The following is a 21,382-nucleotide window of genomic DNA, read 5'->3' on the forward strand; positions in this document are numbered from 1 at the left end:
GCACCCACTCCCCTCGGGCGTGTTGACGTAAACGGCTATGCGCGGCCACTGATACTGCTGCCTGTGTGCAGTCCGTTGTTATTAGACGTTATTCCGGAACCCGTAAACCTGACTACTTCCTGTGCTGCCTGGCTCTTGCCGCCACAACGCTGTGGCGGTGCATCTTGGCAGGAGTCAGAAGCCCAGACTGGACAGAAGGTCGTCGACTTCATCCTGACCGGAAACCACGTCTTCTCTTTTATCGGCATGAATCTGTGGACCTTCACCCCTGGACGAAGGTTTTTTTGCCTCACTGACGGTTTCAGGGTGGTTTATGCCGGTAATCCGATCCACCTGACCTGCCATGCGCACCAGATTGAGCAGGCTTTCCTCGACATCGTGAACCAGGGTAATGACACGCTTGATCACCTGGCCGGTCAGATCCTGATAGTCCTGCGCCATGAGGATATCGTTGAGGTGGCCAGACACGTCGTTACTGGTGTTCTCGGCCTTTTCGAGAAAGTCGCCCATACGCTTGTACAGATCACGAAACTCGTCTGCGGCCATTTCACGACGTTGCAGTCGCTGCCAATCGGCGCGCAGCGCCGCCGCCTCGCCACCCAGTTCAGAGATTTTTGGCGCACTGCTTTCCACCAGATCCATGGTGCGATTGGCGGCCTTGTCGGTCAGCTGCACCACATAGTCAAGGCGGTCGGACGCATCGGAAATCTTGGAGGTCTCGCTGTCGTCTTCGAGCGCGTGGGAGGTGTCGAGCTGAAAATTGACGATAGCGTTATGCAACGCGCGGGTCAGTTGCCCGACCTCGTGATAGAGACCGCGATCTCGGGCTTGATTGATTGCGTGGATCACCAGCAGAGCTTCGGCAAAGTCGCCTTGCTCCAGGTGGTCGACCAGTTGGCGCGCATTGTCCTTGAGGGAATGTTCAAATTCCTGAGCAGTCGCCTGGCCGGGATCCTTACTTAACGCCATAACCTGTACCCCGGTTGGTTGTTATTTTGCTTGTACTCGCTCAAAAATCTTTTCGATTTTCTCTTTCAAGGCTTGAGCGGTAAATGGCTTGACGACGTAGCCGTTGACGCCTGCCTGCGCGGCTTCAATGATCTGGTCGCGTTTGGCCTCAGCGGTGACCATGAGTACCGGCAGGTGCTTGAGGCGGTCATCGGCACGCACCGCACGCAGCAAATCGATGCCGCTCATGCCCGGCATGTTCCAGTCGGTCACCAGAAAGTCGAAATTACCGCTTTGCAGCATCGGCAACGCGGTATTGCCATCATCGGCTTCAGCCGTGTTGGTAAAACCCAGGTCGCGCAACAGGTTCTTGATAATGCGCCTCATCGTCGAAAAATCATCAACGATGAGAATTTTCATATTCTTGTCCAAGTCGACCTCCGTACAAACCAGGGAAAGTGCAGGCCTGCACCCCGAAAACCCATTGCAATGGCCAAACTAGCCGTATAAAGACGTTCTGAACAACCCTCTGCCGTGCAAACTGCTGTTCACAACACCCTCGCTACCACCATCAAAACAGGATCGGGCACAGTGCTACCATCAGCGCGATCCGAGCATTGTCCGGATGTTGGCGACAAAATCAATCATTTCGCCAACTCGACAAGCGTGCGCGCAGACGTGCGGCACATTGACTGTGCAATTGACTGACCCGTGACTCACTGACGCCCAGCACAGCGCCAATCTCCTTGAGATTCAGTTCTTCATCGTAATACAGCGACAACAGCAGCTTTTCACGCTCGGGCAAGCCGTTGATCGCCTCGGCCAGCGCCGCCCTGAAGCGCTCATCTTCCAGCCCGGCGAAGGGCTCAAAATCGCCCTGTACATCGGCCGGCGCGCCACTCTCCAGCAAATCATCAAAACTGAACAGCTTGCTGCCGGCGGTATCATTGAGGATCGCGTAATATTCCTCAAGGCTCATATCCAATTCGGCCGCAACTTCGTGATCTTTAGCGTCGCGCCCCAAACGGGACTCTACCGAGCGCATTGCGTCACTGACCATACGGGTGTTGCGATGCACCGATCGCGGCGCCCAGTCACCCTTGCGCACTTCATCCAGCATGGCGCCACGAATACGAATCCCGGCATAGGTTTCGAAGCTGGCGCCCTTGCCAAAATCAAATTTACGCGAGGCTTCGAGCAACCCGATCATGCCGGCCTGCATCAGATCTTCCACCTGTACGCTAGCCGGCAGGCGACCCAACAGGTGGTAGGCAATACGTTTTACCAGCGGAGCATATTGCTCAACGAGTCGATCCTGATTGTCTGCAGAAACTTGTGCTCGTGTATACATGCTCAATCCGCCAGCCGATGCAATCATAGGCCTGACCCGGTGGGCCGTACCAGACGTTCGACGAAGAACTCGAGATGTCCGCGTGGATTGGCCGGTAAAGGCCAGGCATCCACCTTCTGTGCAATCGCCCGAATGGCCATAGCCGCCTTGCTGCGCGGAAAGGCTTCGTAGACTGCACGTTGCTTCTGTACGGACTTGCGCACCGCTTCGTCAAAGGGTACGGCCCCGACGTATTGCAGCGCTACGTCGAGAAACCGGTCAGTTACTTTGGAGAGTTTAGCAAAGACCAGCCGACCTTCCTGCGGTGTGCCGACCATATTGGCCAACACGCGGAATCGGGTCATGCCGTGATCACGGTTGAGCAGCTTGATCAGTGCGTAGGCATCGGTAATCGAGGTTGGCTCGTCGCAGACGACAATCAGTGCCTCCTGTGCAGCACGCACGAAGCTGACCACCGAGTCGCCAATACCCGCCGCGGTGTCGACAATCAGCACGTCGATGTTATCGCCGACCTCGCTGAAGGCCTGGATCAAACCGGCATGTTGCTGATGATTCAGGCTGACCATGCTGGCGGCGCCGGACGCGGCGGGCACCACGCGTACACCACCCGGGCCATTGAGCATCACATCGCGCAGGTCACATTTGCCTTCCAGCACATCCGCCAACGTTGCCTTGGGTTTGAGACCCAGCAACACATCGACGTTGGCCAGCCCCAAGTCGGCATCGAGCAGCACGACGCGACGGCCCATGTCTGCCAGCGCCAGACTGAGGTTGACCGACACGTTGGTTTTGCCGATACCACCCTTGCCGCCAGTGACTGCGATAACCTGAACCGGATGATTGCTACCCATCTACGTTGATTACCTTGAATTATTGATTTTGCTTAGCTTGCCCGCTGGCCATGCATCATGCCGGCAAACACATCCGCCATCGCCTGATCGGCTGGCGCTTCATTACCTGCCATGCTGACCGCACGGCTGACCAGCTGGTGACCGACGGCCCGGTTGATATCGTCCGGAATCCGCTGGCCATCTGCCAGATAGGCTACCGGCAAACCCTGCTCCATAGCCAGCCCTAATGACTCACCCAGGGTCGCCGCTTCGTCAACCTTGGTCAGGATACAGCCACTCAAACCGCAGGTCTTGTAGTTGTGGTACGCCGCCTTCATTACCCGGTACTGACTGGTCGCTGCGAGTACCAGCAGATTGCGAACCTGGCGGCCCTGCTGTGCCAGTGCGCTCAACTGGCCACGCAGATAGGGATCGTTGGCCTGCAGCCCCGCGGTATCTACCAGCACCAGGCGCTTGCCGGAGAAATCAGCGAGAACATCTTCAAGACTGTTCTGTTCATCCACCACGCGCACCGGCACATCCAGGATACGGCCCAGCGTACGCAGCTGCTCGTGGGCGCCAATCCGGTAGGTATCCATGGTCACCAGCGCGACGTGCTGACTGCCGTGCTTGAGCACGTAACGCGCGGCCAGCTTGCCCAGGGTGGTGGTCTTACCGGCCCCGGTCGGGCCCACCAGGGCAATGATGCCACCCTGTTCCAGCACTTCTTCACGCAGCGTGGGAATGCGGTGGGACAGGTGAGCCAGCAGCAGCCGCCAGGCCTGACGAATATCCGGCACATCGGCGACCTGGCGCAGCAGCTCCTGACAGGTTTCCGCTGGCAGGCCGATCTGGGTCAAACGGCGCCACAGGCCAGCCTGCTTGGGCTGCCGTTGGTTCAATTGGCCCCAGGCCATACCGCCCAGCTGCGACTCCAGCATTTCACGCAAACCCGCCAATTCGGCGCGCATCGCGCTCAAGCCGGAGCTCTCGGCCGGCTCCGCTGCGGCGGGCGCCGCACTGGCGGCCACCGCGGGCTTGCGTGCTACAGGCTCCTCACTGGGCTCCTGCACCAAACGGTCGAGCAGATCGCGCGCCACGGGCGAGCCTTGCTCGGCGGCCGCACGCATGCTGTCACCAAATAATTGACGGTTGACGGTCGGCTGGTTGCGCGAGGCCATCTTGCCGACTTCCAGCTCGGCGCGAGCGGCAACGATACGTTCCTGGGTTTTCTTCAGCTCCTGGTCCAGACCGGGCGTCGGCGGCGTGATGCGCGGCGCGACGTAGTCCAACGCGGCAGTCAGCTCAACACCACCCGCCACGCGGCGGTTGGCGATGATGGAGGCGTCAGCACCCAACTCGTCGCGCACCAGCTTCATCGCCTGGCGCATATCGGCGGCAAAGAAACGTTTTACTTTCATGGCTGACCTCATCTGTTACCGGTGCCCCGCGCAGGGCGCCAGGCGGCTGTTAATCTCTATTCGCACTAGGCGTTCAGTTCTGGCCGACGGTGGCGACTATGGTCACCTGTTTGCTGTCCGGGATCTCTTGGTAGGACAGCACGTGGGCTCCGGGGGCGGCGTAGCGGACGAACTTGGCCATCATCATGCGGATCGGCCCAGCTACCAGCAGTATCGCTGGCTTGCCCTGTACTTCCTGGCGCTGCACCGCTTCAGAGAGAGAGCGTTGCAGTTTTTCCGCCATCCCCGGCTCCAGCAGCATGCCATCATCAGCACCCTGCCCGGCCTTCTGAAGACTCTGTAGCAACATCTGTTCCAACCTTGGCTCAAGGGTGATCACAGGCAGCTCGGAGTCAAGCCCCACAATGCTTTGCACGATGGAGCGCGACAACGCCACTCGCACCGCGCCGATCACAGCGCCAGTATCTTGACTCTTACCTGAGCTGTTGGCGATGGCCTCGGCAATGGTCCGAATGTCACGCACTGGCACCTGCTCCTGCAGCAACCCCTGCAACACCTTGAGCAGGTTCGACAGCGAAATCAGCCCCGGCACCAGCTCCTCGGCCAGCTTGGGTGAGGCCTTGGCCAGCACCTGCAACAGCTGCTGCACTTCTTCGTGACCGATCAGCTCATGCGCGTGCTTGTGCAGGATCTGGTTGATATGGGTCGCGACCACGGTACTGGCGTCGACCACCGTGTAACCCAGTGATTGCGCCTGATCCTTCTGCGAAGGCTCAATCCACACCGCATCCAGACCGAAGGCCGGGTCTTTGCCTGCCAGCCCCTTGATTTCGCCAAACACCTGGCCGGGGTTGATCGCCAGCTCGCGGTCCGGGTATACCTCCGCCTCGGCCACGCCCACACCCATCAGCGTCAGTCGGTAAGCATTGGGCGCAAGATCGAGGTTGTCGCGGATATGTACCGAGGGCATCAGAAAACCCAGATCCTGCGACAGCTTCTTGCGCACGCCCTTGATCCGCGCCAGCAACTGGCCTCCCTGATTGCGGTCAACCAGCGGAATCAAACGGTAGCCGACCTCCAGCCCCACCATGTCGACCGGGGTGACATCATCCCAGCCAAGCTCACGGGTTTCCGGACCCTGCACGGCTGGCGGCTGCGCCTGTTTGCGCTCCACTTCGGCCTCTTCATCGGCCTTGACCTGCTGACGCTTGGCGATCACATAGGCGCCGCCGGCCGCCAGCAAGCCCAGGCCAATAAAGGCGAAGTGCGGCATGCCCGGAATCAGGCCCATGATGATCAGGATCGCAGCGGCAATCGCCAGCGCCTTGGGCGAAGCGAACATCTGCCGTTGCACCTGCGCGCCCATGTCCTCAGAGGTGGAGACCCGCGTCACCATAATGGCGGCGGCGGTAGACAGCAGCAGTGAAGGTATTTGTGCTACCAGACCGTCACCGATGGTCAGCAGCACATAGATCTTGCCCGCTTCGGCAAACGGCAGGCCGTGCTGGGCCATACCGATTGCCAGACCGCCGATCACGTTGATAAACAGGATCAGCAGGCCTGCTACGGCGTCCCCACGAACGAACTTGCTGGCACCGTCCATGGAGCCGTAAAAGTCCGCTTCCTGGGCCACTTCCGAGCGCCGGGTCTTGGCCTGCTCCTGATCGATCAGGCCGGAGTTGAGGTCAGCGTCAATCGCCATCTGCTTACCGGGCATGGCATCCAGGGTAAAGCGAGCGCTCACTTCGGAAATACGCCCCGCACCCTTGGTTACCACCACGAAGTTGATGATCATCAGGATGGCAAACACCACCAGACCCACCACATAGTTACCGCCGATCACCACCTCACCAAAGGCCTGAATCACCTTACCGGCGGCATCGCCACCCTCGTGACCGTACAGCAACACGACCCGCGTGGACGCCACGTTCAGCGCCAGGCGCAGCAAGGTAGCCACCAGCAAAATGGTCGGGAAAACAGCAAAATCGAGCGGCCGCAGGGCGTAGGCGCAGACCAGCAACACCACCAGCGCCAGGGCAATATTGAAGGTGAAGAGGACGTCCAGCAGGAACGGCGGCACCGGCAGCATCATCATGCCGAGCATGACCAGCAACAGAATCGGCACGCCCAGGCTGCCGTGCCGCAGCCCGGCCAGGTTGGTTCGCATATTACCCATCAGTTGTGCGCGATCGACAGCCATTGCCCGGTAGATTCCTAATCAATAATTTGACGCAAATTGCGTGCTTGCAAAGGCCTACGCAAGAAGTGTTCCAGCTCGCCGCGAACTGTTCCGCACAGATGATGTCGAAGTGCTACACAACAAAGCTCAAAGCCGGTGCTATGCTTTGCTGGCGTCGCCACTCTGGTACACTGGCGTCTCTATGACGGCAATGGATGGCCCCGCTCAGTACAGTAAGACTGGCTGGGCAGAAAAGCGCTGAAAGTTACCCTGTGCCGATGCTCGGCACAGGCCTGTTTCAGGCATTTTCAGGAGCACGAACCAGCGTTATCCGGCCATCACAGAGAGAGTTCATGCGCGTACTTCTTGTTTTGCTGCTCAGCATTACAGCGGCCCTGACCGGCTGCGAGAGCCTGTCCAAACCCGACGGGCTGCTGGCACGTTCAGGCGAAGCACTGGAAAATCAACGCCAGCGCCTGGCTGAGCTGGCCGCCAGCCTGACCAGCGATCCGCAAGAGCAGCAACGTCACGCCGAAGTCGAAGCGCTGTTCAATCAGCAGTACATAGACCCGCTTACCAGGTACCTGAACGCCCACGCCAGCGATGCGGACTACGCGCCCTATTTGCCGCTGGTGCGCGAAGAACGCCAACAGCGCTGTAGTGCCATTGCCGAGCGTTATGCCTTACAAGCCCCCAGCCAGGAAGCATTACAGCGCCTCAAGGGTGGCTACAATTTCTCCTGCCCTGAGGTGATCAACGCCTTCGCCCAGCGCGTTCGCGACCTGCCGGCTGACGCGAACGCGCTGCCCGCCGCCGAGCCACGTCCGGCGACAGCCGCCAAGCCGGCCAGCAGCCAGCAGCCGGCCAGCGATGACGCCAAGGATTGCTACCTGCTGTTCAGCATCAAGAATCTGCAACAGGCCGCCGCTCCCTGCCTCGCCTCGGCCAACAGAGGTGACGCCAAGGCTGAGCACCACATGGCGGTTATCGAGCAAACCGCCAACAACCAGAGCGAAGCGCTGCGCTGGGCTCGCCGGTCGGCGGAGGCCGGCGACGCTGCAGGGCAACTGTTGCTGGCGAAGATGCTCAGCAAGGCTGGCGAACAGGAGCAGGCCTTCGCCTGGCTGCAAAAAAGTGCCAAGCAGAATCAGCGTGAAGCCAACTATCTGCTGGCCCAGGCCTATCAGCAAGGCAACGGCACCAGCACCAACTTTCCGCAATCGCAAATTCACCTGCAGCGCGCTGCCAGCGCCGGCCATGTCCCCGCCATGCTGCAGTTGGCCGGGCAGCAGCAAGGCTCGCCGAGTGCCCGTCATTGGCTGAAGGAAGCCGCCCGCAGAAACTCCGCCGCAGCGCAGTATCAGTTGGGTATGGATTACCTGAAGGGCAGTAGCGGTGATATCGACCTGCAGGAAGCCTACGTGTGGCTCAGCCTGGCACTGGTGAACGGTGATAACCGCGGAAAACGCGCCGTGGAGCAACTATCTGGCCAATTAAGCGCAGAGGAGTTGACGCAAGCCCAAGGCCGCATCCATTCTGGCTTGAACGGACTCTAGCCAAGGAATGCCCATGCTCCCGGTCAAGCCAGCGATCATGTTTCTGCTCAGCCTGCTGGTGTGCATTTTCATGTTCGGCACCTGGCTGATGTCGAGCCTGAACCTGGATTACGCCCAAAGCGCCATGGCCGAGTTGCGCCAGCGGCAGATTACCGACACCTTTTACGCCAACCTCGACCGCATCAATGCCCACCATCGGCAGATGGAACACAATACCCAGGGGCTGGCGCGGATGGGGCGCCTGTTCAACAGCCTGCAGGATAGCCCCGGCGTCACCGAACAGCGCCTGCGCCAAAGCCTGCAACAGGCGTTGCGCGACTTTCCTGACAGCTACGGCGGCAGCGTCTGGTTCGCCGATGGGCAGAGCGAACGAGCGCTCTACGCCTATCGGCAAGAAAACCGCATTCTGGTAGAACCGATCCCGGCGGCAGAACAGCAGTTGATCAGGCAGTGGTACGAACAACTAGTCAACCTGAAAAACCAGCCTGACACCCTCCCAGACCCCGCCAACAACTGGATGCCGGCCTACTACAAAGCCAGTATCGACAGCGCCGTGATCAGCCATGTGGTCCTCATTCTCGATCCGCAGCAACAACCCGTGGGCCTGGCGGTGACCGATTGGCGGGCCGAAGACATCGTGCGTACCGTCAGCCGCGTGGAGGTTACGCCCAGCACATTCTCGTTCCTGCTCGACACCGAAAACCGCAATCTTTCCAGCCTGTCGGAAGCCGAGAACGTTACCCAGGCGCAAGCCTTGATCAACGGCATCGTCGACCTGAATCTGTACGAGCAACTCAAGCCCCAGGCGGCGCCGCAGATAATCAGCACCCGCCAACTGGCCTCGCCGATGCAGCAACTGGAGCTTGACCTGAACCAGCGTGATTACGCGCTATTCTTCTCCCGTACACAGGCTGGCATGCTGTTTGGCATCGGCGTGCCACGTGCAGAAATCGATGCGGTGCTTGAGCCCATGCGGGAAAGCAACTTCCGCATCGTCAGCATTACGGCGCTGATTTTGTTGCTGATTTCAGCCCTGATCCTTTACCTGGTTGCCGGCATTTTGCGCCAGCTGCATAACCTGTATACCGACAGCCTGACCGACCTGCCCAACCGCGAGCGGTTACTGGTCGATCTGAAAAAACGCCGTACCGCCGCGCTCATCCTACTGAACATCGACTCCTTCAAGGAGATCAACGACTTCTACGGGCATGAGTGTGGCGACCATGTCATTTCGCAGCTCGCCGACGCGCTCGATGAGTACCTGTCCAGCGAGAGCCAATGGCAGGGTAGCCGACTCTATCGGATGCCCGCCGACGAGCTGGCGATCTGGCTGCCGGGCGACCACAACGAAGCATCGCTGCGCCCTCAGCTCAACGACCTGCTCGACTTCATCAGCGAGCTGCGCATTACCTGGCACGATCAGGAAGTGCCGGTAAACGCCAGTCTGGGCGCAGCCAGTAGTGCTCAGCGCAGCAGCGAGGCCACGGGCGAAGCGCTGCTGCCCGGCGCCAACATTGCGCTGGAACTGGCCCGCCTGCACAAGGACAACTACGTCATCTATGACGAACGCCACAAAGTGCGCGAGAGCTACGAGCAAAATCTGATCTGGGCCAGCCGGCTGAAAGGCGCGCTGGAAACCGGCCGCATCGTGCCTTTCTTTCAGCCGATCATGGATATAAAGACCAACCGCATCGAGAAGTTCGAGTGCCTGGTGCGTCTACTGGATGAACAGGGTGAGCCGATCAGCCCATCGCAATTTCTCGATCTGGCAAAAAAGGTACGGCTATACCGTTCCATCACGCGGTGCATGGTAGAAAGCAGCTTGCGCCAATTTGCCGACCTGCCGTACACCTTCTCGCTCAACCTGTCCTGCGAGGATCTGCTTGATCAAGCGCTGTCGGATCACATCATCGAAACCGTGGAGCACAATCAGATCGGTTCACGGGTGATATTCGAGATTCTGGAATCTGAGGGGATCGAGAACTATGCCGCGGTGCGCCAGTTCATCGACCGCGCCAAGGCGCTGGGCTGCCGTATCGCGATTGACGATTTTGGCACCGGCTACTCCAACTTCGAGCACCTGTTGCGCCTGGATGTTGACCTGATCAAGATTGACGGCAGCCTGATTCAACAGCTCGATACCAATCCGACCGCCATGACCATCTGTAAGGGGATTGTGCAGTTTGCCGAAGAGCTGCACATGCAGACCGTGGCCGAGTTTGTGCACAGCCCGGCGATTCTGGCCAAAGTCCGCGAGCTGGGGGTCACCTTCGCCCAGGGCGCGGCCATCGGCATGCCCTCGGCCAGTCTTATTACCCGCATCACCATGCCCGGCGAGTGACGCCGGCGAACGCGGCTCTAACGGTAAATGATGTCGCCGCGCATCGGCGCCAGCCGCTGCAACAGACGATTCTGCGCGCGGACCGAGATACCCTCTGCGGTCATCGCCTCGATCAGGTCTTCCACCAGTGCGTTAAAGTCCGCCTCGGTGATGGCAAAGCCGGCATGCACCTCGGCCATGCTGTCGCCGGTGTACTCACAGGGGCCGCCCGCCTCTACGCAGAGCTGCTCCTGGAGTTTTTCCTGCAACCGCAGGATGTCGGTGTCGGCAAAATGATGAACAATCCGCTCGTCATCGGCGATGCGGTAGAGCAAGCCCTCAACCACGCGATTGATGCCAGGCTGCCCGCCCAGCGCCTGATACAGGCTGTCGTCGGGCAAGGGCGGCGGTGCCGATGCCGCGCAGGCGGTAAGAACCACAACACAACAGCCGCCTAGAGTTCGGGAAAAAGCCTTGAGCATGCGCGCCTCAGTAACTCAGTTGCAGCGATAGATACAAGCCCTGCTGGTCTTCCAGGGTGGCTATCTCGCCCAGACCGGCCCAGGCTGCCACCACGGCCAGCTGTTTGCTGGGGAAGTAGCCAACGAATACATCCTGCCAATCACTCTCACCGGCAAAAGACAGGTTGTCAGGTTTCTCGCGGTACTCCACGCCAACCGCCCATTGCGGACTGGGCATCAGTACCGCACTACCCTCACGCAACAGACTGCGGCTGTCGCGCCGGTCGCCGCCAAATCCCAGCAGGCCGGTTTCGTTGGCGCGCGAGTAACGCAGCGTGCCGTTAAGCAGCAGGTTGTAGCCGCCCACCGCGCCCATGAACAGCCGCGAGGCCGCCAGGTAATAATCGGCATCCGAATCACGTTCGGCACCCACCAGCGAGGGGACCAGAAAGTTGCGCTGGCGTTTGTATTGGGCGCCCAGCGCCACCTGCGGCAAGCGGTCATAGATCAGATCGCCAAACAGCCGCAGCTTGAGGCTGTAAATATCCTGATTCAGGGTTTTGTCGGGCAGGCTGGCGGCCTTGGTCAGCGCATCCATATCCAGACGCTGTCGCGCTACCGAGACTTCCAGGCGATTGCCGAAAGAGAGCGCCGCACCGTAGCTGTCGAGCCGATAGTCGCCGGTGTCGACGCGGGTTGCGAAGGCGGTCCCACCCCACTCATCCCGCGCTGCATATCCCGACATGACGGCCCAGGGGACGATGCCGCCACCGGCCGCCCCTTCAATGCTGCTCGCCCCACCGGTGGCCAACAAGCGCCCGCCGGGCTCTGCGGCAACGCCATTGGCACAGACCGCCAATACGGCAGCCACAACTGTTTTTTTCACGCAGGCTCCACTACTCCGAACGAGCCCCGGGTATCGTCGAGCCAGCGCTCCAGATCAGCCACCGCCAGCGGCCGGCTGATGAAATACCCCTGGGCTACATCACAATGGCGTTCTTTCAGCCAGTTCAGGCTGTGACTATTTTCAATGCCTTCGGCGATTACCTTCAGGCCCATGTTGTGTGCCAGCTCGATGGTCGATTTGACGATCACCGCGTCATCGCCACCTTCGGCCAGCTGCAACACAAAGGATTTGTCGATCTTCAGATCCTGTACCGGCAAGCTTTTCAGCGTGGCCAGCGAGGAGTAGCCAGTGCCGTAGTCATCCACGGCCAGCTCTATGCCCAGGTCACGCAGCGCCCTGAGGCTGCTGAGGTTGCGCTCAGGGTCAGTCATGACTGCGCTTTCAGTCACCTCCAGCGCCAGATAATCGGGGCTGATCTGCTGCGCCTGCAGCATTTTTTCGATGCGCTGCGGAAACTGCGGATCATCCAGATCGCGCGCGGAAATATTCATTGCCACCTGCAGATGAATCCCACGCTCTATCCAGTTGCGCAATTGTGAGGCTACTGCCGCCATCATCCACTGCGTCAGCATGCCGATACTGCCGGTCTGTTCGGCCAGGGTTATAAATTCGTCGGGGCTGATGGGCCCAAGCTCGCTGTGGTTCCAGCGCATCAAGGCTTCGACCTGACGCACCTCGCCACTGGCCAGGTCCAGTTTGGGCTGGTATACCGCGCTCAGCTCCTTGTACTGCGCGGCGTAGCGCAGGTCGCGCGCCAGGCGAATACGCCGCTGGTAGGCCTGATCACGTTGCGCTTGATACACCGCAATCCGCTCCGGGCCCGGCGCCGCATCGGCCAGCGCAATACTGGCTTGGCGCAGCAGGTCGTTGGCATCGCTGCCATGCAAGGGCCAACTGACCACACCGGCCAGCCACTGCGAACGTAGCTTGATGTCATCAACCTGAATCTTTTCGCCGAGTTTGCCTAGCATCTCATCCACGACTACCACGGCTTCATCCAGCTCACGGTGCTCCAGCAGCAGCAAAAAGCCGACACCGGGCTGCCAGGCCAGCAAGGCGTCCGCCGGCAGATGGCCGTGCAGATGCGACACCGACTGGCACACCAGAGTATCCATGAAATCCTGACCACGGGCCTTGGCCATCAATTCGGCAGAAACCAGATTACACTGGGCCAATACGCCCTTCTGCCCGCTGATCAACGCGCCCCTGAGCCGCTCGCGCACCACACTGACATTGGGTAACCCCGTCAGCGGATCGTGCATGGCGTTGTGTGCGATCAACTCCTCACGCTCGGCAATGCCGCTGCGCATGGTATCGATGCTGTCGGCGAGCAATCCCAGCTCATCATCACGCGCCAACCCTACCTTGCTGGTGTAATCGCCGCGGCCAATGCGCCTGGCCGCCTCGGCCAGCAAGGTTACTGGCCTAGCCAGGCTGCCCGACAAACGCACCGCCAGCAGCGACGAGGCCAGCAGCGCAACCAGGGTGATGATCAGCAGTTCCCGCTTGAGGTCATCAAAGCTCGCCAGCGCCTCACTCAGCGGGCTCGCCAATTGCGCGCTCACGCTGTATGGCGCCTGATCCAACAGCGTAATCACCGTGGTCAGATAGCCCTCACCTTCCAGCGTGCGCGTGCCCTCTTGCAAGTCCATGTCCTGCTGGGCGTAGGGCGAGGTGGAGTAGGTGCTCATGATTTCTTCGTCGCGGCTGCTGATAAACCGGATCTCCAGCCCAGTCAGTTTTTGCAGCTCGCGCGCCAGGGCTGCATCAAGGCTGAAGACCATGGCTACCTGCCCCACTGGCACCGGCGCACGCACTACCGCCTCGACCAACAAATACGGCTGGTGATCTATTACCGCGATGAAGGCCTGCTCGGAGAACGCCTGCAACGCCTCCACCTCGGCTCTGCTACCCCCCTCGTTACCCGCTGACGAGGTTTGCAGCGCGCCCTGCACATCGAAGAACATCGCCTGATCGGCGCCAATTCGCCGCACCTGGTTCTGCAACGCAGAGCGAATGGTAGGCAAATCGCCAGTGGCAACCGCTTGGCGAAAGCCAAAATCGGCTACCAGTATCTGCGTCGCATTGGTCAGCTCGCGCGCCCGCGCCTCGAGCAGGTTACTGAACACCTTGCCACCCACTTCCAGCTGGTGCTGTGCCTGACGCTTGGCGGAAAAGTTGGTGCTGGTGTAGACCGCCAGAAAGACCGCGCCAAGCACCAGGGCCAGCAAACCGACCGAGGTCACTATCAGACGGGTGCGCAGGTAGCGGACGCGCATCGGATCAGTATCCCGACTTGAAGCGTTGCTGCAGCGGCGACAGCATCGGCACCGGCCTTGCCTGCGCCGCAGAGACCGGCAAGCTCAGCGTCTGCTCCTGCCCCAGATCCAGCTCACCGAGGGATACCGGGCCTTTCTGCAAACGCGATGAGTGCCACCAGGAGACCGGCCATTTGCCCGGCGGCAGCTCAGGCAGTGAAACGCGCCCCTGCGCGTCACTGACAGCAAAGCGCGGGCTTTCGGTAATCAGGATGTAGCCCAGCATGGCGTCGTGAATGTTGCAGCCCAGCACCACCACGCCGGCCCGGCCAAAGATGACCGGCGGCGCCTCAGAGCCCTTGAACAGGCGTAACTCAAAAGACTTGGTTTCGGAAAACGAATAAACGTGATGACGCACATCGTCGCTATTGGGGAAGTCGACCTCGGCGCCGACCGGCGCCGCCAGTACATGCGGCACAAACTGGCGATCAATCTGATCCATCACATAGCCATCGGCCGGCAGTGACGGGACGCCATCCACCAGCAGCACGGCGTTAGCCAGCGGCGCACCGGTCTCATCCGTGAGGATAACCTGGACAGCCAGTGCAGGGCCGACAAGCAGCAGCTGTGCCGCGGCCAGCAAACCTGCCCATAAAATGCGCCGTAGACGACCGCCGTAGGGAAAATACTGCATAAGGGCTTTCACTCTCCATCTGTGAGGTTGTTACTGAGGAACTATCCTGCTCCGCGGCCCTGGAACCTGTTGTCGCCGGACCACAGATTCTCCAAGTAGCCCTGTTTAGCGGTGTCACCTGACATCATTCAACGTTAGCATAGCGTGATTGCAAATTGATGTGCAGGAGTGAAGATGACTACCTCGGCCATAAAGCTGTCCATACTGGATCTGTGCTCTGTCAGCGAAGGTGCCACCCCGGCAGATGCACTGCACAACGCCCTGGCTCTGGCGCAGGTGGCCGAAGCCGAGGGCTATAACCGCTTCTGGGTCGCCGAACACCACAACATGACCGGCATCGCCAGCGCCGCCACCTCGGTGGTGATGGGCTATCTGGCTGCTGGCACCCGGGCAATCCGGATCGGCTCGGGCGGCATCATGCTACCCAACCACGCGCCACTGCAGATCGCCGAACAGTTCGGCACCCTGGAGTCACTCTACCCCGGGCGCATTGATCTGGGCCTTGGCCGCGCGCCCGGCACCGACCAGTCGACTGCGCAAGCCCTGCGCCGCGGGCGCACCGACGGTGAAGACTTCCCGTTGATGCTCGAGGAATTACGCAAGCTCTTCGCCACCCCGGAACCCGGCCAACGCCTGCGCGCCGTGCCCGGCGCCGGCCTCAACGTGCCCATCTGGCTGCTCGGCTCCAGCACCTTCAGCGCCCAGCTGGCCGGACGCCTGGGCCTGCCCTTCGCCTTCGCTGGCCAGTTCTCGCCCGACTACCTGTTCAGTGCCCTGCGCCTGTACCGCGAGCACTTCACCCCCTCGGAGCAACTGAGCGAGCCCTACGCCATGCTGGGCATCAACGCCTACCTGGCCGACGACCGCGAACAGGCACACTACCTTGCCACCTCACACCAGCAGGCCTTCCTCAACCTCATTCGCGGCCGGCCAGGACAGCTGCCCGCCCCGGTACACTCGATGGAAAACCTCTGGCAGGCACATGAACGGCATCAGGTCATGTCGACTCTGTCAGGCAGCTTGATTGGCGACCCGCAAGCCGCCGGCGAACAGCTTGAGCAACTGCTGGAGCGCACGGGCGTGAATGAACTGATCGTCAACAGCCCGATAGTCGATCAAAGCGCCAGGCAGCACAGCTACCGTCTATTGATGCAGCTCAACCGGCAGCGCTAGGGCTGCCGCGCGGCGGCGCGCAAACAAATATCCGCGCCCCCTTCCCCACCGCCAGCGACTCTGGTAAAAAGAGCGCCTGTGCGGGTGTAGCTCAATGGTAGAGCAGAAGCTTCCCAAGCTTACGACGAGGGTTCGATTCCCTTCACCCGCTCCAGTTTTAGCCTTCCGCACCCCCCATCCCCTACAGAACAATGCCTCGACTCGCCCGCTGCCCTTTATTTTCCCGGCCGGCGCACTAAACTTCAGGTATCGCCAATCGATAATCGATGGTGGCGAAAACAATGCGAGCAAGAAGTACTCTCACCACGCTTTTCAATACGACCTATACAAACATAACCCATTGTAAGTATTGGTATTTTATTTAAAGAACGGGTGGTATTGCTTGCCGTACTGAGGCACAATTTGTCACTTGCTAACTAGCCGCAGGAGTCGCGTTACATGAAAGGCCATCCAGACGTTGTTAATTGCCTGATCGAACTGCTGCGCGGTGAGCTTGGCGCGCGCGATCAGTACTTTCTGCATTCGCGCCTGTATGAAGACTTTGGCTACAGCAAGCTGTACGAGCGCATCAACCACGAGATGGAAGAGGAAACCCAGCACGCCGATGCCATCCTCAAGCGCATCCTGTTCCTCGAAGGCAAGCCGGACATGCGCCCTCATGCGATCACCCCCGGCTTTACCGTGCAGGAGATGCTGGAGTCGGATCTGAAGCTGGAATACGAAGTGCGCGAGAACCTGGCCAAGGCCATCGCCCTGTGCGAGAAGGTCGGTGACTACCCCAGCCGTGAGATGCTCGAAGTGCAGCTCAAGGATACCGAAGAAGACCACGCCTACTGGCTTGAACAGCAGCTGCGCCTGATCAAGATGGTTGGCGAGAAGAATTACCTGCAGTCGCAGATGTAAGCACCCCGCTCTTTCGCGCTTCACACAATGCCCCGGCAACTCAGGTCGCCGGGGCATTGTTTTTTCTGCTTACGCGATTTTCCGCAGTTTTAGGCGAACGCGCTTTTTAGGCGGCATCAACGGCTCGCGACCTTTACCAAATATTTACATTCTCCCGGCGGCGACTGACACGCCAATGGATACGCTGGGCACAGGTAGCTCAACTGACCCGCACCATGCCAGCCCTACCTCTCATTCTCCCTATTATCCGACTGCGCTGGATGGCAGAGGGTTAACCGACCTGGACGTCGCTATCAGGGCTACAGCATGCACACTATCTTCTCGCACAAACCCCAACGATTGGCCTTGTTGCTAGCCGCGGTCCTGCTCGGCAGCACAGCAGTAATGGCAGCACCGGGCGGACAGGACCGGCATGAAAACGCAGGTCCGGGCACTCACCAGCAAAGCCAGCACAATAATCCGCACAACAGCCCTCAGCCGTTACACGAGCCCGGTCGGCAGCAGCAGAGCGCGCCGGCCAGAGCTCCGGCACAGCCACAAATGCGTCCCGGCAACAAAGTTGCGCAACTACCGAGCGGCTACCGGCAGATTCACCACCGTGAAAGCGATTACTATTACGCTCGGGGCGCCTGGTATCGCCCGCAAGGCGCTGGATTCATTATCGTTATGCCACCCATAGGGCTGTCGATTCCGGTGCTACCTGGCGGTTACATCACCGTCATCATCGGCGGGCGTCCCTATTACCGCTACAACGATATTTATTACGTACAGCGCGGCACCAGCTATGTGGTGGTCGATGCGCCAAGCGAGGATCAGGCCGGCACTGCCTCCCAGGACGAGCTGTATATCTACCCCGCAAATAACCAGTCCGCCGCGCAGCAATCCAAGGATCGCTACGAGTGCCACCAATGGGGCAACAGTCAAACCGGATACAACCCAACCCAGGCCTATGGCGGTGTCGCTGCCAGCGAGACAGCTACCGCACGGGCCAATTATCAGCGCGCCATGACCGCCTGCCTGGAGGCACGAGGCTATACCGTTCGCTGAAAGCTGCAGCGACCGAAAACCTAGATGGTTTTTAAACCCAAGAAGAAGGAATTGGTGAATCAGCTGAGCATCAGCCAATGACGACCATCTGCCGGACTGACTGATATCGCCCGTCTGGCAGATGGTCGCGCTGCGACCGCTAAAGGCGTAGCGGCTAGATCCGGAAGCTACCGACCAACTGCCGCAGGCGCGCCACCTGTTGTTCCAGCGAGGTACAAGCGCGCAAGGTCGCTTGCAGGTTGTCGACGCCCTCCTGGTTGAGCATGTTGATGTCGGTAATATCCACGTTCAGGCTTTCGATTACCGAGGTCTGCTCCTCGGTCGCGGTCGCCACCGATTGGTTCATATTGTCGATTTCGCCAATGCCCAGGGTAATCTGCTGTAGCCGCTCGCCCGCCTGCCCGGCTACCGAGACGCTGTGCTGGCTGTACTCCTGACTGTCGCTCATCAGCGTCACGGCAGAGCCGGCGTCGGAACGCAGGCCTTCGATCATCACCTGAATTTCCTGCGCCGAGCTCTGGGTGCGATGCGCCAGATTGCGCACTTCATCGGCGACCACGGCAAAGCCGCGGCCGGCTTCACCGGCGCGGGCCGCCTCAATCGCGGCATTCAGCGCCAGCAGGTTGGTCTGTTCGGATATCCCCTGAATCACCTCGAGAATGCGGCCAATATCCGCCGTTTTGTGGCTCAACTGCTGAATGGTCTGGCTGGACTCGCTGATCTTGCTCGACAACTCCTGCATCGCCACGATGGTCTTGCTCACCACCTCACTGCCCTGCTCGGCGCCGTCGCGCGCCTGACTGGCCTGATTGGATGCATCAGCGGCATTGCGCGCAATCTCCTGCGCCGCCGCGCCCAGTTCGTTGATCGCTGCGGCGACGCTGTTGGTGCGCGCCGCCTGCTGATCGGAGCTCGCCATGTTGGCATTGGAAGCGTCTACCACGCGCAGCGCCACATCATTCAATTCACTGCTGGTCTGCGCCACCTGACTGATAGAGTCGTGGATCCGCTCCACAAACTGATTGAAGGCGCCGGCCAACCGGCCGAACTCGTCATTGCTGGTTATCGGCAAGCGGCGGGTCAGGTCGCCTTCACCCTTGGCGATGTTATCCAGCGCCAACCCCAACGAGGTCAGGGGGCGCAACAGGTAGCGCATCAACACACTGAGCAGGAACACGATAAGCACCAGCGCAATCACCGCCGCAATCAAGGCGGAAACACGGAAACTGGTCAGGCTGGCAAAGGCCTTGTCACGATCCACTGACAGCCCCACATACCACTCCACGCCCGGCAGGCCGCTGACCGGCACGAATGTCAACAAGCGTGCCTCGCCGTTCAATTCGGCCTCGCTCAATCCACTGCTGATCTGCGGAGTGTTTTGCGGGTAAATGTCCTGCAGGGTCTTCATCTGCAACGCGCTGTCGGGATGCACCAGAATGCTCCCGTCGCGACTGACCAGAAACGCGTAGCCCAGGCCATTGAAGTCCAGCGCATTGATGATATTCGAGATGACCTTGAGGTTGAGGTCACCGCCAACCACCCCACTGCCGGCAGGGGTGGCGATTGTCATGATCAGCGCGCCGGTGGCTGCATCCACGTAGGGCGCGGTGAGAATGGTCTTGCCTGCGGTTTTCGCATCCTTGAACCAGGGCCGGGTGCGTGGATCGTAATCAGCCGGCATCTCCGACTCGGGGCGCATGGTGAACTCACCCGTGGCGCTCCCCAGGTAACTGAAGTCGAAAGTCTGCGCCAGCGTGCGCTGCTCCAGTAGCGGCACCAGGCGATCCGGCGCTTCGCTTTGCGAATTGGCGGCCAGGTTTTCCAGCAGCAGAATACGCCCGGACAACCAGTTGCTGATGTTCTCCGCGGTTAAACTGCCGGCATCGGCAAGGTAGGTCTCGAGGTTATCCTGCAGGGTCTTGCGCTGCAGATAATCGTTATAGACGGAAAACGCGGCGAAGGCGGCGATGACCACCACGCACGCAGCACTGACAATTTTCTGGTTGAAACTGAGTTGTGCGGCCACGCTGGATGCCTCGCAGACATAGGTAATACCTATTTGTCGTCCAGGCCCCGCGAAACTTTATTACCCACTGGCTAATTTATTGCCGGCAGCCGGCGCGCTCAGGCGCTGCCAGTCCTGCCGCCAGATCACCCGTAGCCCCTTGATCAGCAGATAAAGGAACAGCAGCGGCAGAATCAGCGTGCGTAATACAAACAGCGTCATCGCCTGCAGCACGCTGTCTACTGCGCTATCCAGCGCCCGTTTGATACTCAGGTAGGTCTCGGGGTCCGCCGCGCGTGCCAACTGCTCACCCAGCCCGGCCCAGCCGCTATCGGCAGCGGCGGTTTGGGCTGCCTTGGCCTGCTGCAAGGCAGCTCGCTGTCGTACCAACTCATCCAGCTGACGGCTTAGCTGCTCCTGCTCCTGCGCCACCTGCGTTTGTTGCTGGCTAAGCCTGGCGACCTGCTGCGCCAGCGCGGCGTGATCCTGGTCACGGGCAAAGGGGTTGAGGCGCTCCAGTGCGCCCAATTGCGCTTCGCGCTCGCTCAGCGCACGCTGGCTTTGCGCCAGGGCGCGCGCGAGGCGCTGCTGTTCCGCCTGTAGCTGCTCACGCCGCTGCTGCAAATCCTGCTCACGCGCCGCCAACGCCGCCAGTGCCGGCTCGCTGTCGAGCACGTTGTCGTTGTTGTTCTCGCTCAGCGCCTCTACCTGCGCGGGCAGATTATCCAGGCGGGCCACTTGCTGCCGCGCCTGCGCATCGAGAAAGTAATGATCTACCGCACCATTGAGCAACACCACGGCGGCCAGCGCGAAACGCAGGAACAGAAGCGCCAGAAACAGGCGCAGACACGAAGTCAACCAGTGGCCCTGACGCCAGAAAAGGCTGCCCAGCAGGAGCGCTGCACTGAGCGTCATGAGGATCTTGAACAGGGCGTGCGAAACCACGCCAAGCAGGATTTTCTGCGTCAGCAGGGAGCCGATCGCCCACTGCATCAGCGTGCCGTACTGCTCGATCAGATCATTGAACGGGTCGAGCAATTCACCCAGGGTGACCGCTACCCCGCCGAACAGGCTGAAGCTCAGGGTGGTGGATTGCAGCACCGAGACCAGTGCGTTCAATGCCCGCGCCGAGGCAAAGGCGACCGAGGCCTGCAGCAATGCGCTATCCACGTACTCCACCGAGACCCGGTCAGCGCTGCCCAGCCATGAGAGCAGCACCGCCAGCGCCGCGAGAATGAACACCGCCACCCGAAATCGCAATGCCTGCCCTGTGTCTTGGCCGCTGTGCATCACCTTCCCCCTGTACCGCGATATGCGAGTGGCTCAGCA

17 protein-coding genes and 1 tRNA gene are annotated in these 21,382 nt (G+C 60.3%); 6 read left to right on the top strand and 12 right to left on the bottom strand.

The window, feature by feature from the left end; all coding sequences use genetic code 11:
- Window positions 1-174 precede the first annotated feature (174 nt).
- The 6 genes from BLU26_RS06045 to flhA all read right to left on the bottom strand — a co-directional run bounded on the left by BLU26_RS06045 (window position 175) and on the right by flhA (window position 6,750).
- On the bottom strand, window positions 175-969 hold the full coding sequence (locus BLU26_RS06045; RefSeq protein WP_092284798.1) for a protein phosphatase CheZ: 795 nt from the start codon (window positions 967-969) through the stop codon (window positions 175-177).
- Between the two features lie 21 nt (window positions 970-990).
- Window positions 991-1,368, bottom strand: a complete 378-nt coding sequence (locus BLU26_RS06050; protein WP_172830643.1) for a chemotaxis response regulator CheY — start codon at window positions 1,366-1,368, stop codon at window positions 991-993.
- Between the two features lie 220 nt (window positions 1,369-1,588).
- Window positions 1,589-2,323: an RNA polymerase sigma factor FliA gene (locus BLU26_RS06055; protein ID WP_092288384.1), complete on the bottom strand. Its 735-nt coding sequence runs from the start codon at window positions 2,321-2,323 to the stop codon at window positions 1,589-1,591.
- Window positions 2,323-3,150 carry a flagellar synthesis regulator FleN gene (gene fleN / locus BLU26_RS06060; protein ID WP_092284802.1) on the bottom strand — a complete coding sequence of 276 codons (828 nt, stop codon included), beginning with the start codon at window positions 3,148-3,150 and terminating at the stop codon, window positions 2,323-2,325. The genes BLU26_RS06055 and fleN overlap by 1 nt, the downstream gene beginning before the upstream one ends.
- Before the next feature lie 32 nt (window positions 3,151-3,182).
- Entirely contained in the window at window positions 3,183-4,550 is a 1,368-nt protein-coding gene (gene flhF, locus BLU26_RS06065) for a flagellar biosynthesis protein FlhF (RefSeq protein WP_092284804.1), read from the bottom strand.
- Window positions 4,551-4,623: 73 nt separating this feature from the next.
- On the bottom strand, window positions 4,624-6,750 hold the full coding sequence (gene flhA, locus BLU26_RS06070; RefSeq protein WP_092284806.1) for a flagellar biosynthesis protein FlhA: 2,127 nt from the start codon (window positions 6,748-6,750) through the stop codon (window positions 4,624-4,626).
- 332 nt (window positions 6,751-7,082) lie between these two features.
- On the opposite strand from flhA, the gene BLU26_RS06075 reads away from it, so the two are divergent.
- Both BLU26_RS06075 and BLU26_RS06080 read left to right on the top strand, forming a co-directional pair.
- Window positions 7,083-8,285: a tetratricopeptide repeat protein gene (locus BLU26_RS06075; protein ID WP_172830644.1), complete on the top strand. Its 1,203-nt coding sequence runs from the start codon at window positions 7,083-7,085 to the stop codon at window positions 8,283-8,285.
- Between the two features lie 13 nt (window positions 8,286-8,298).
- Window positions 8,299-10,626 (top strand): bifunctional diguanylate cyclase/phosphodiesterase, encoded by a 2,328-nt coding sequence (locus tag BLU26_RS06080; protein WP_231702013.1) that lies wholly within the window; start codon window positions 8,299-8,301, stop codon window positions 10,624-10,626.
- A 17-nt stretch (window positions 10,627-10,643) separates the two neighbouring features.
- Here BLU26_RS06080 and BLU26_RS06085 read toward each other — a convergent pair whose 3' ends face one another.
- The 4 genes from BLU26_RS06085 to BLU26_RS06100 are packed head-to-tail and all read right to left on the bottom strand — an operon-like array spanning window position 10,644 to window position 14,925.
- Entirely contained in the window at window positions 10,644-11,087 is a 444-nt protein-coding gene (locus tag BLU26_RS06085; RefSeq protein WP_092284812.1) for a group I truncated hemoglobin, read from the bottom strand.
- A 7-nt stretch (window positions 11,088-11,094) separates the two neighbouring features.
- Entirely contained in the window at window positions 11,095-11,952 is an 858-nt protein-coding gene (locus BLU26_RS06090; RefSeq protein WP_092284814.1) for a DUF3034 family protein, read from the bottom strand.
- Entirely contained in the window at window positions 11,949-14,252 is a 2,304-nt protein-coding gene (locus BLU26_RS06095; RefSeq protein WP_092284816.1) for a putative bifunctional diguanylate cyclase/phosphodiesterase, read from the bottom strand. The genes BLU26_RS06090 and BLU26_RS06095 overlap by 4 nt, the downstream gene beginning before the upstream one ends.
- Window positions 14,253-14,256: 4 nt before the next feature.
- A complete protein-coding gene (locus BLU26_RS06100) occupies window positions 14,257-14,925 on the bottom strand; it encodes a methylamine utilization protein (protein WP_092284818.1) in 669 nt (222 codons plus the stop codon).
- Window positions 14,926-15,099: 174 nt separating this feature from the next.
- Between BLU26_RS06100 and BLU26_RS06105 the strand changes: the two genes are divergently transcribed.
- The 4 genes from BLU26_RS06105 (at window position 15,100) to BLU26_RS06120 (ending at window position 18,048) form a co-directional block, all read left to right on the top strand.
- A complete protein-coding gene (locus tag BLU26_RS06105; protein WP_092284820.1) occupies window positions 15,100-16,098 on the top strand; it encodes an LLM class flavin-dependent oxidoreductase in 999 nt (332 codons plus the stop codon).
- Between the two features lie 80 nt (window positions 16,099-16,178).
- Window positions 16,179-16,252 (top strand) — tRNA-Gly (locus tag BLU26_RS06110).
- A gap of 284 nt (window positions 16,253-16,536) precedes the next feature.
- Window positions 16,537-17,001 carry a bacterioferritin gene (bfr, locus tag BLU26_RS06115; RefSeq protein WP_092284822.1) on the top strand — a complete coding sequence of 155 codons (465 nt, stop codon included), beginning with the start codon at window positions 16,537-16,539 and terminating at the stop codon, window positions 16,999-17,001.
- Window positions 17,002-17,307: 306 nt separating this feature from the next.
- Window positions 17,308-18,048, top strand: coding sequence for a DUF6515 family protein (locus tag BLU26_RS06120; protein ID WP_157719311.1), 741 nt, complete (start codon window positions 17,308-17,310; stop codon window positions 18,046-18,048).
- 154 nt (window positions 18,049-18,202) lie between these two features.
- On the opposite strand, the gene BLU26_RS06125 is transcribed toward BLU26_RS06120, so the two are convergent.
- Together BLU26_RS06125 and BLU26_RS06130 are read right to left on the bottom strand one after the other, a co-directional pair.
- A complete protein-coding gene (locus BLU26_RS06125; RefSeq protein ID WP_092284826.1) occupies window positions 18,203-20,074 on the bottom strand; it encodes a methyl-accepting chemotaxis protein in 1,872 nt (623 codons plus the stop codon).
- A gap of 60 nt (window positions 20,075-20,134) precedes the next feature.
- Window positions 20,135-21,343, bottom strand: a complete 1,209-nt coding sequence (locus tag BLU26_RS06130) for a hypothetical protein (protein WP_092284828.1) — start codon at window positions 21,341-21,343, stop codon at window positions 20,135-20,137.
- Between the last annotated feature and the right edge of the window lie 39 nt (window positions 21,344-21,382).

Source organism: Halopseudomonas sabulinigri (assembly GCF_900105255.1).
Classification (GTDB): Bacteria; Pseudomonadota; Gammaproteobacteria; order Pseudomonadales; family Pseudomonadaceae; genus Halopseudomonas; species Halopseudomonas sabulinigri.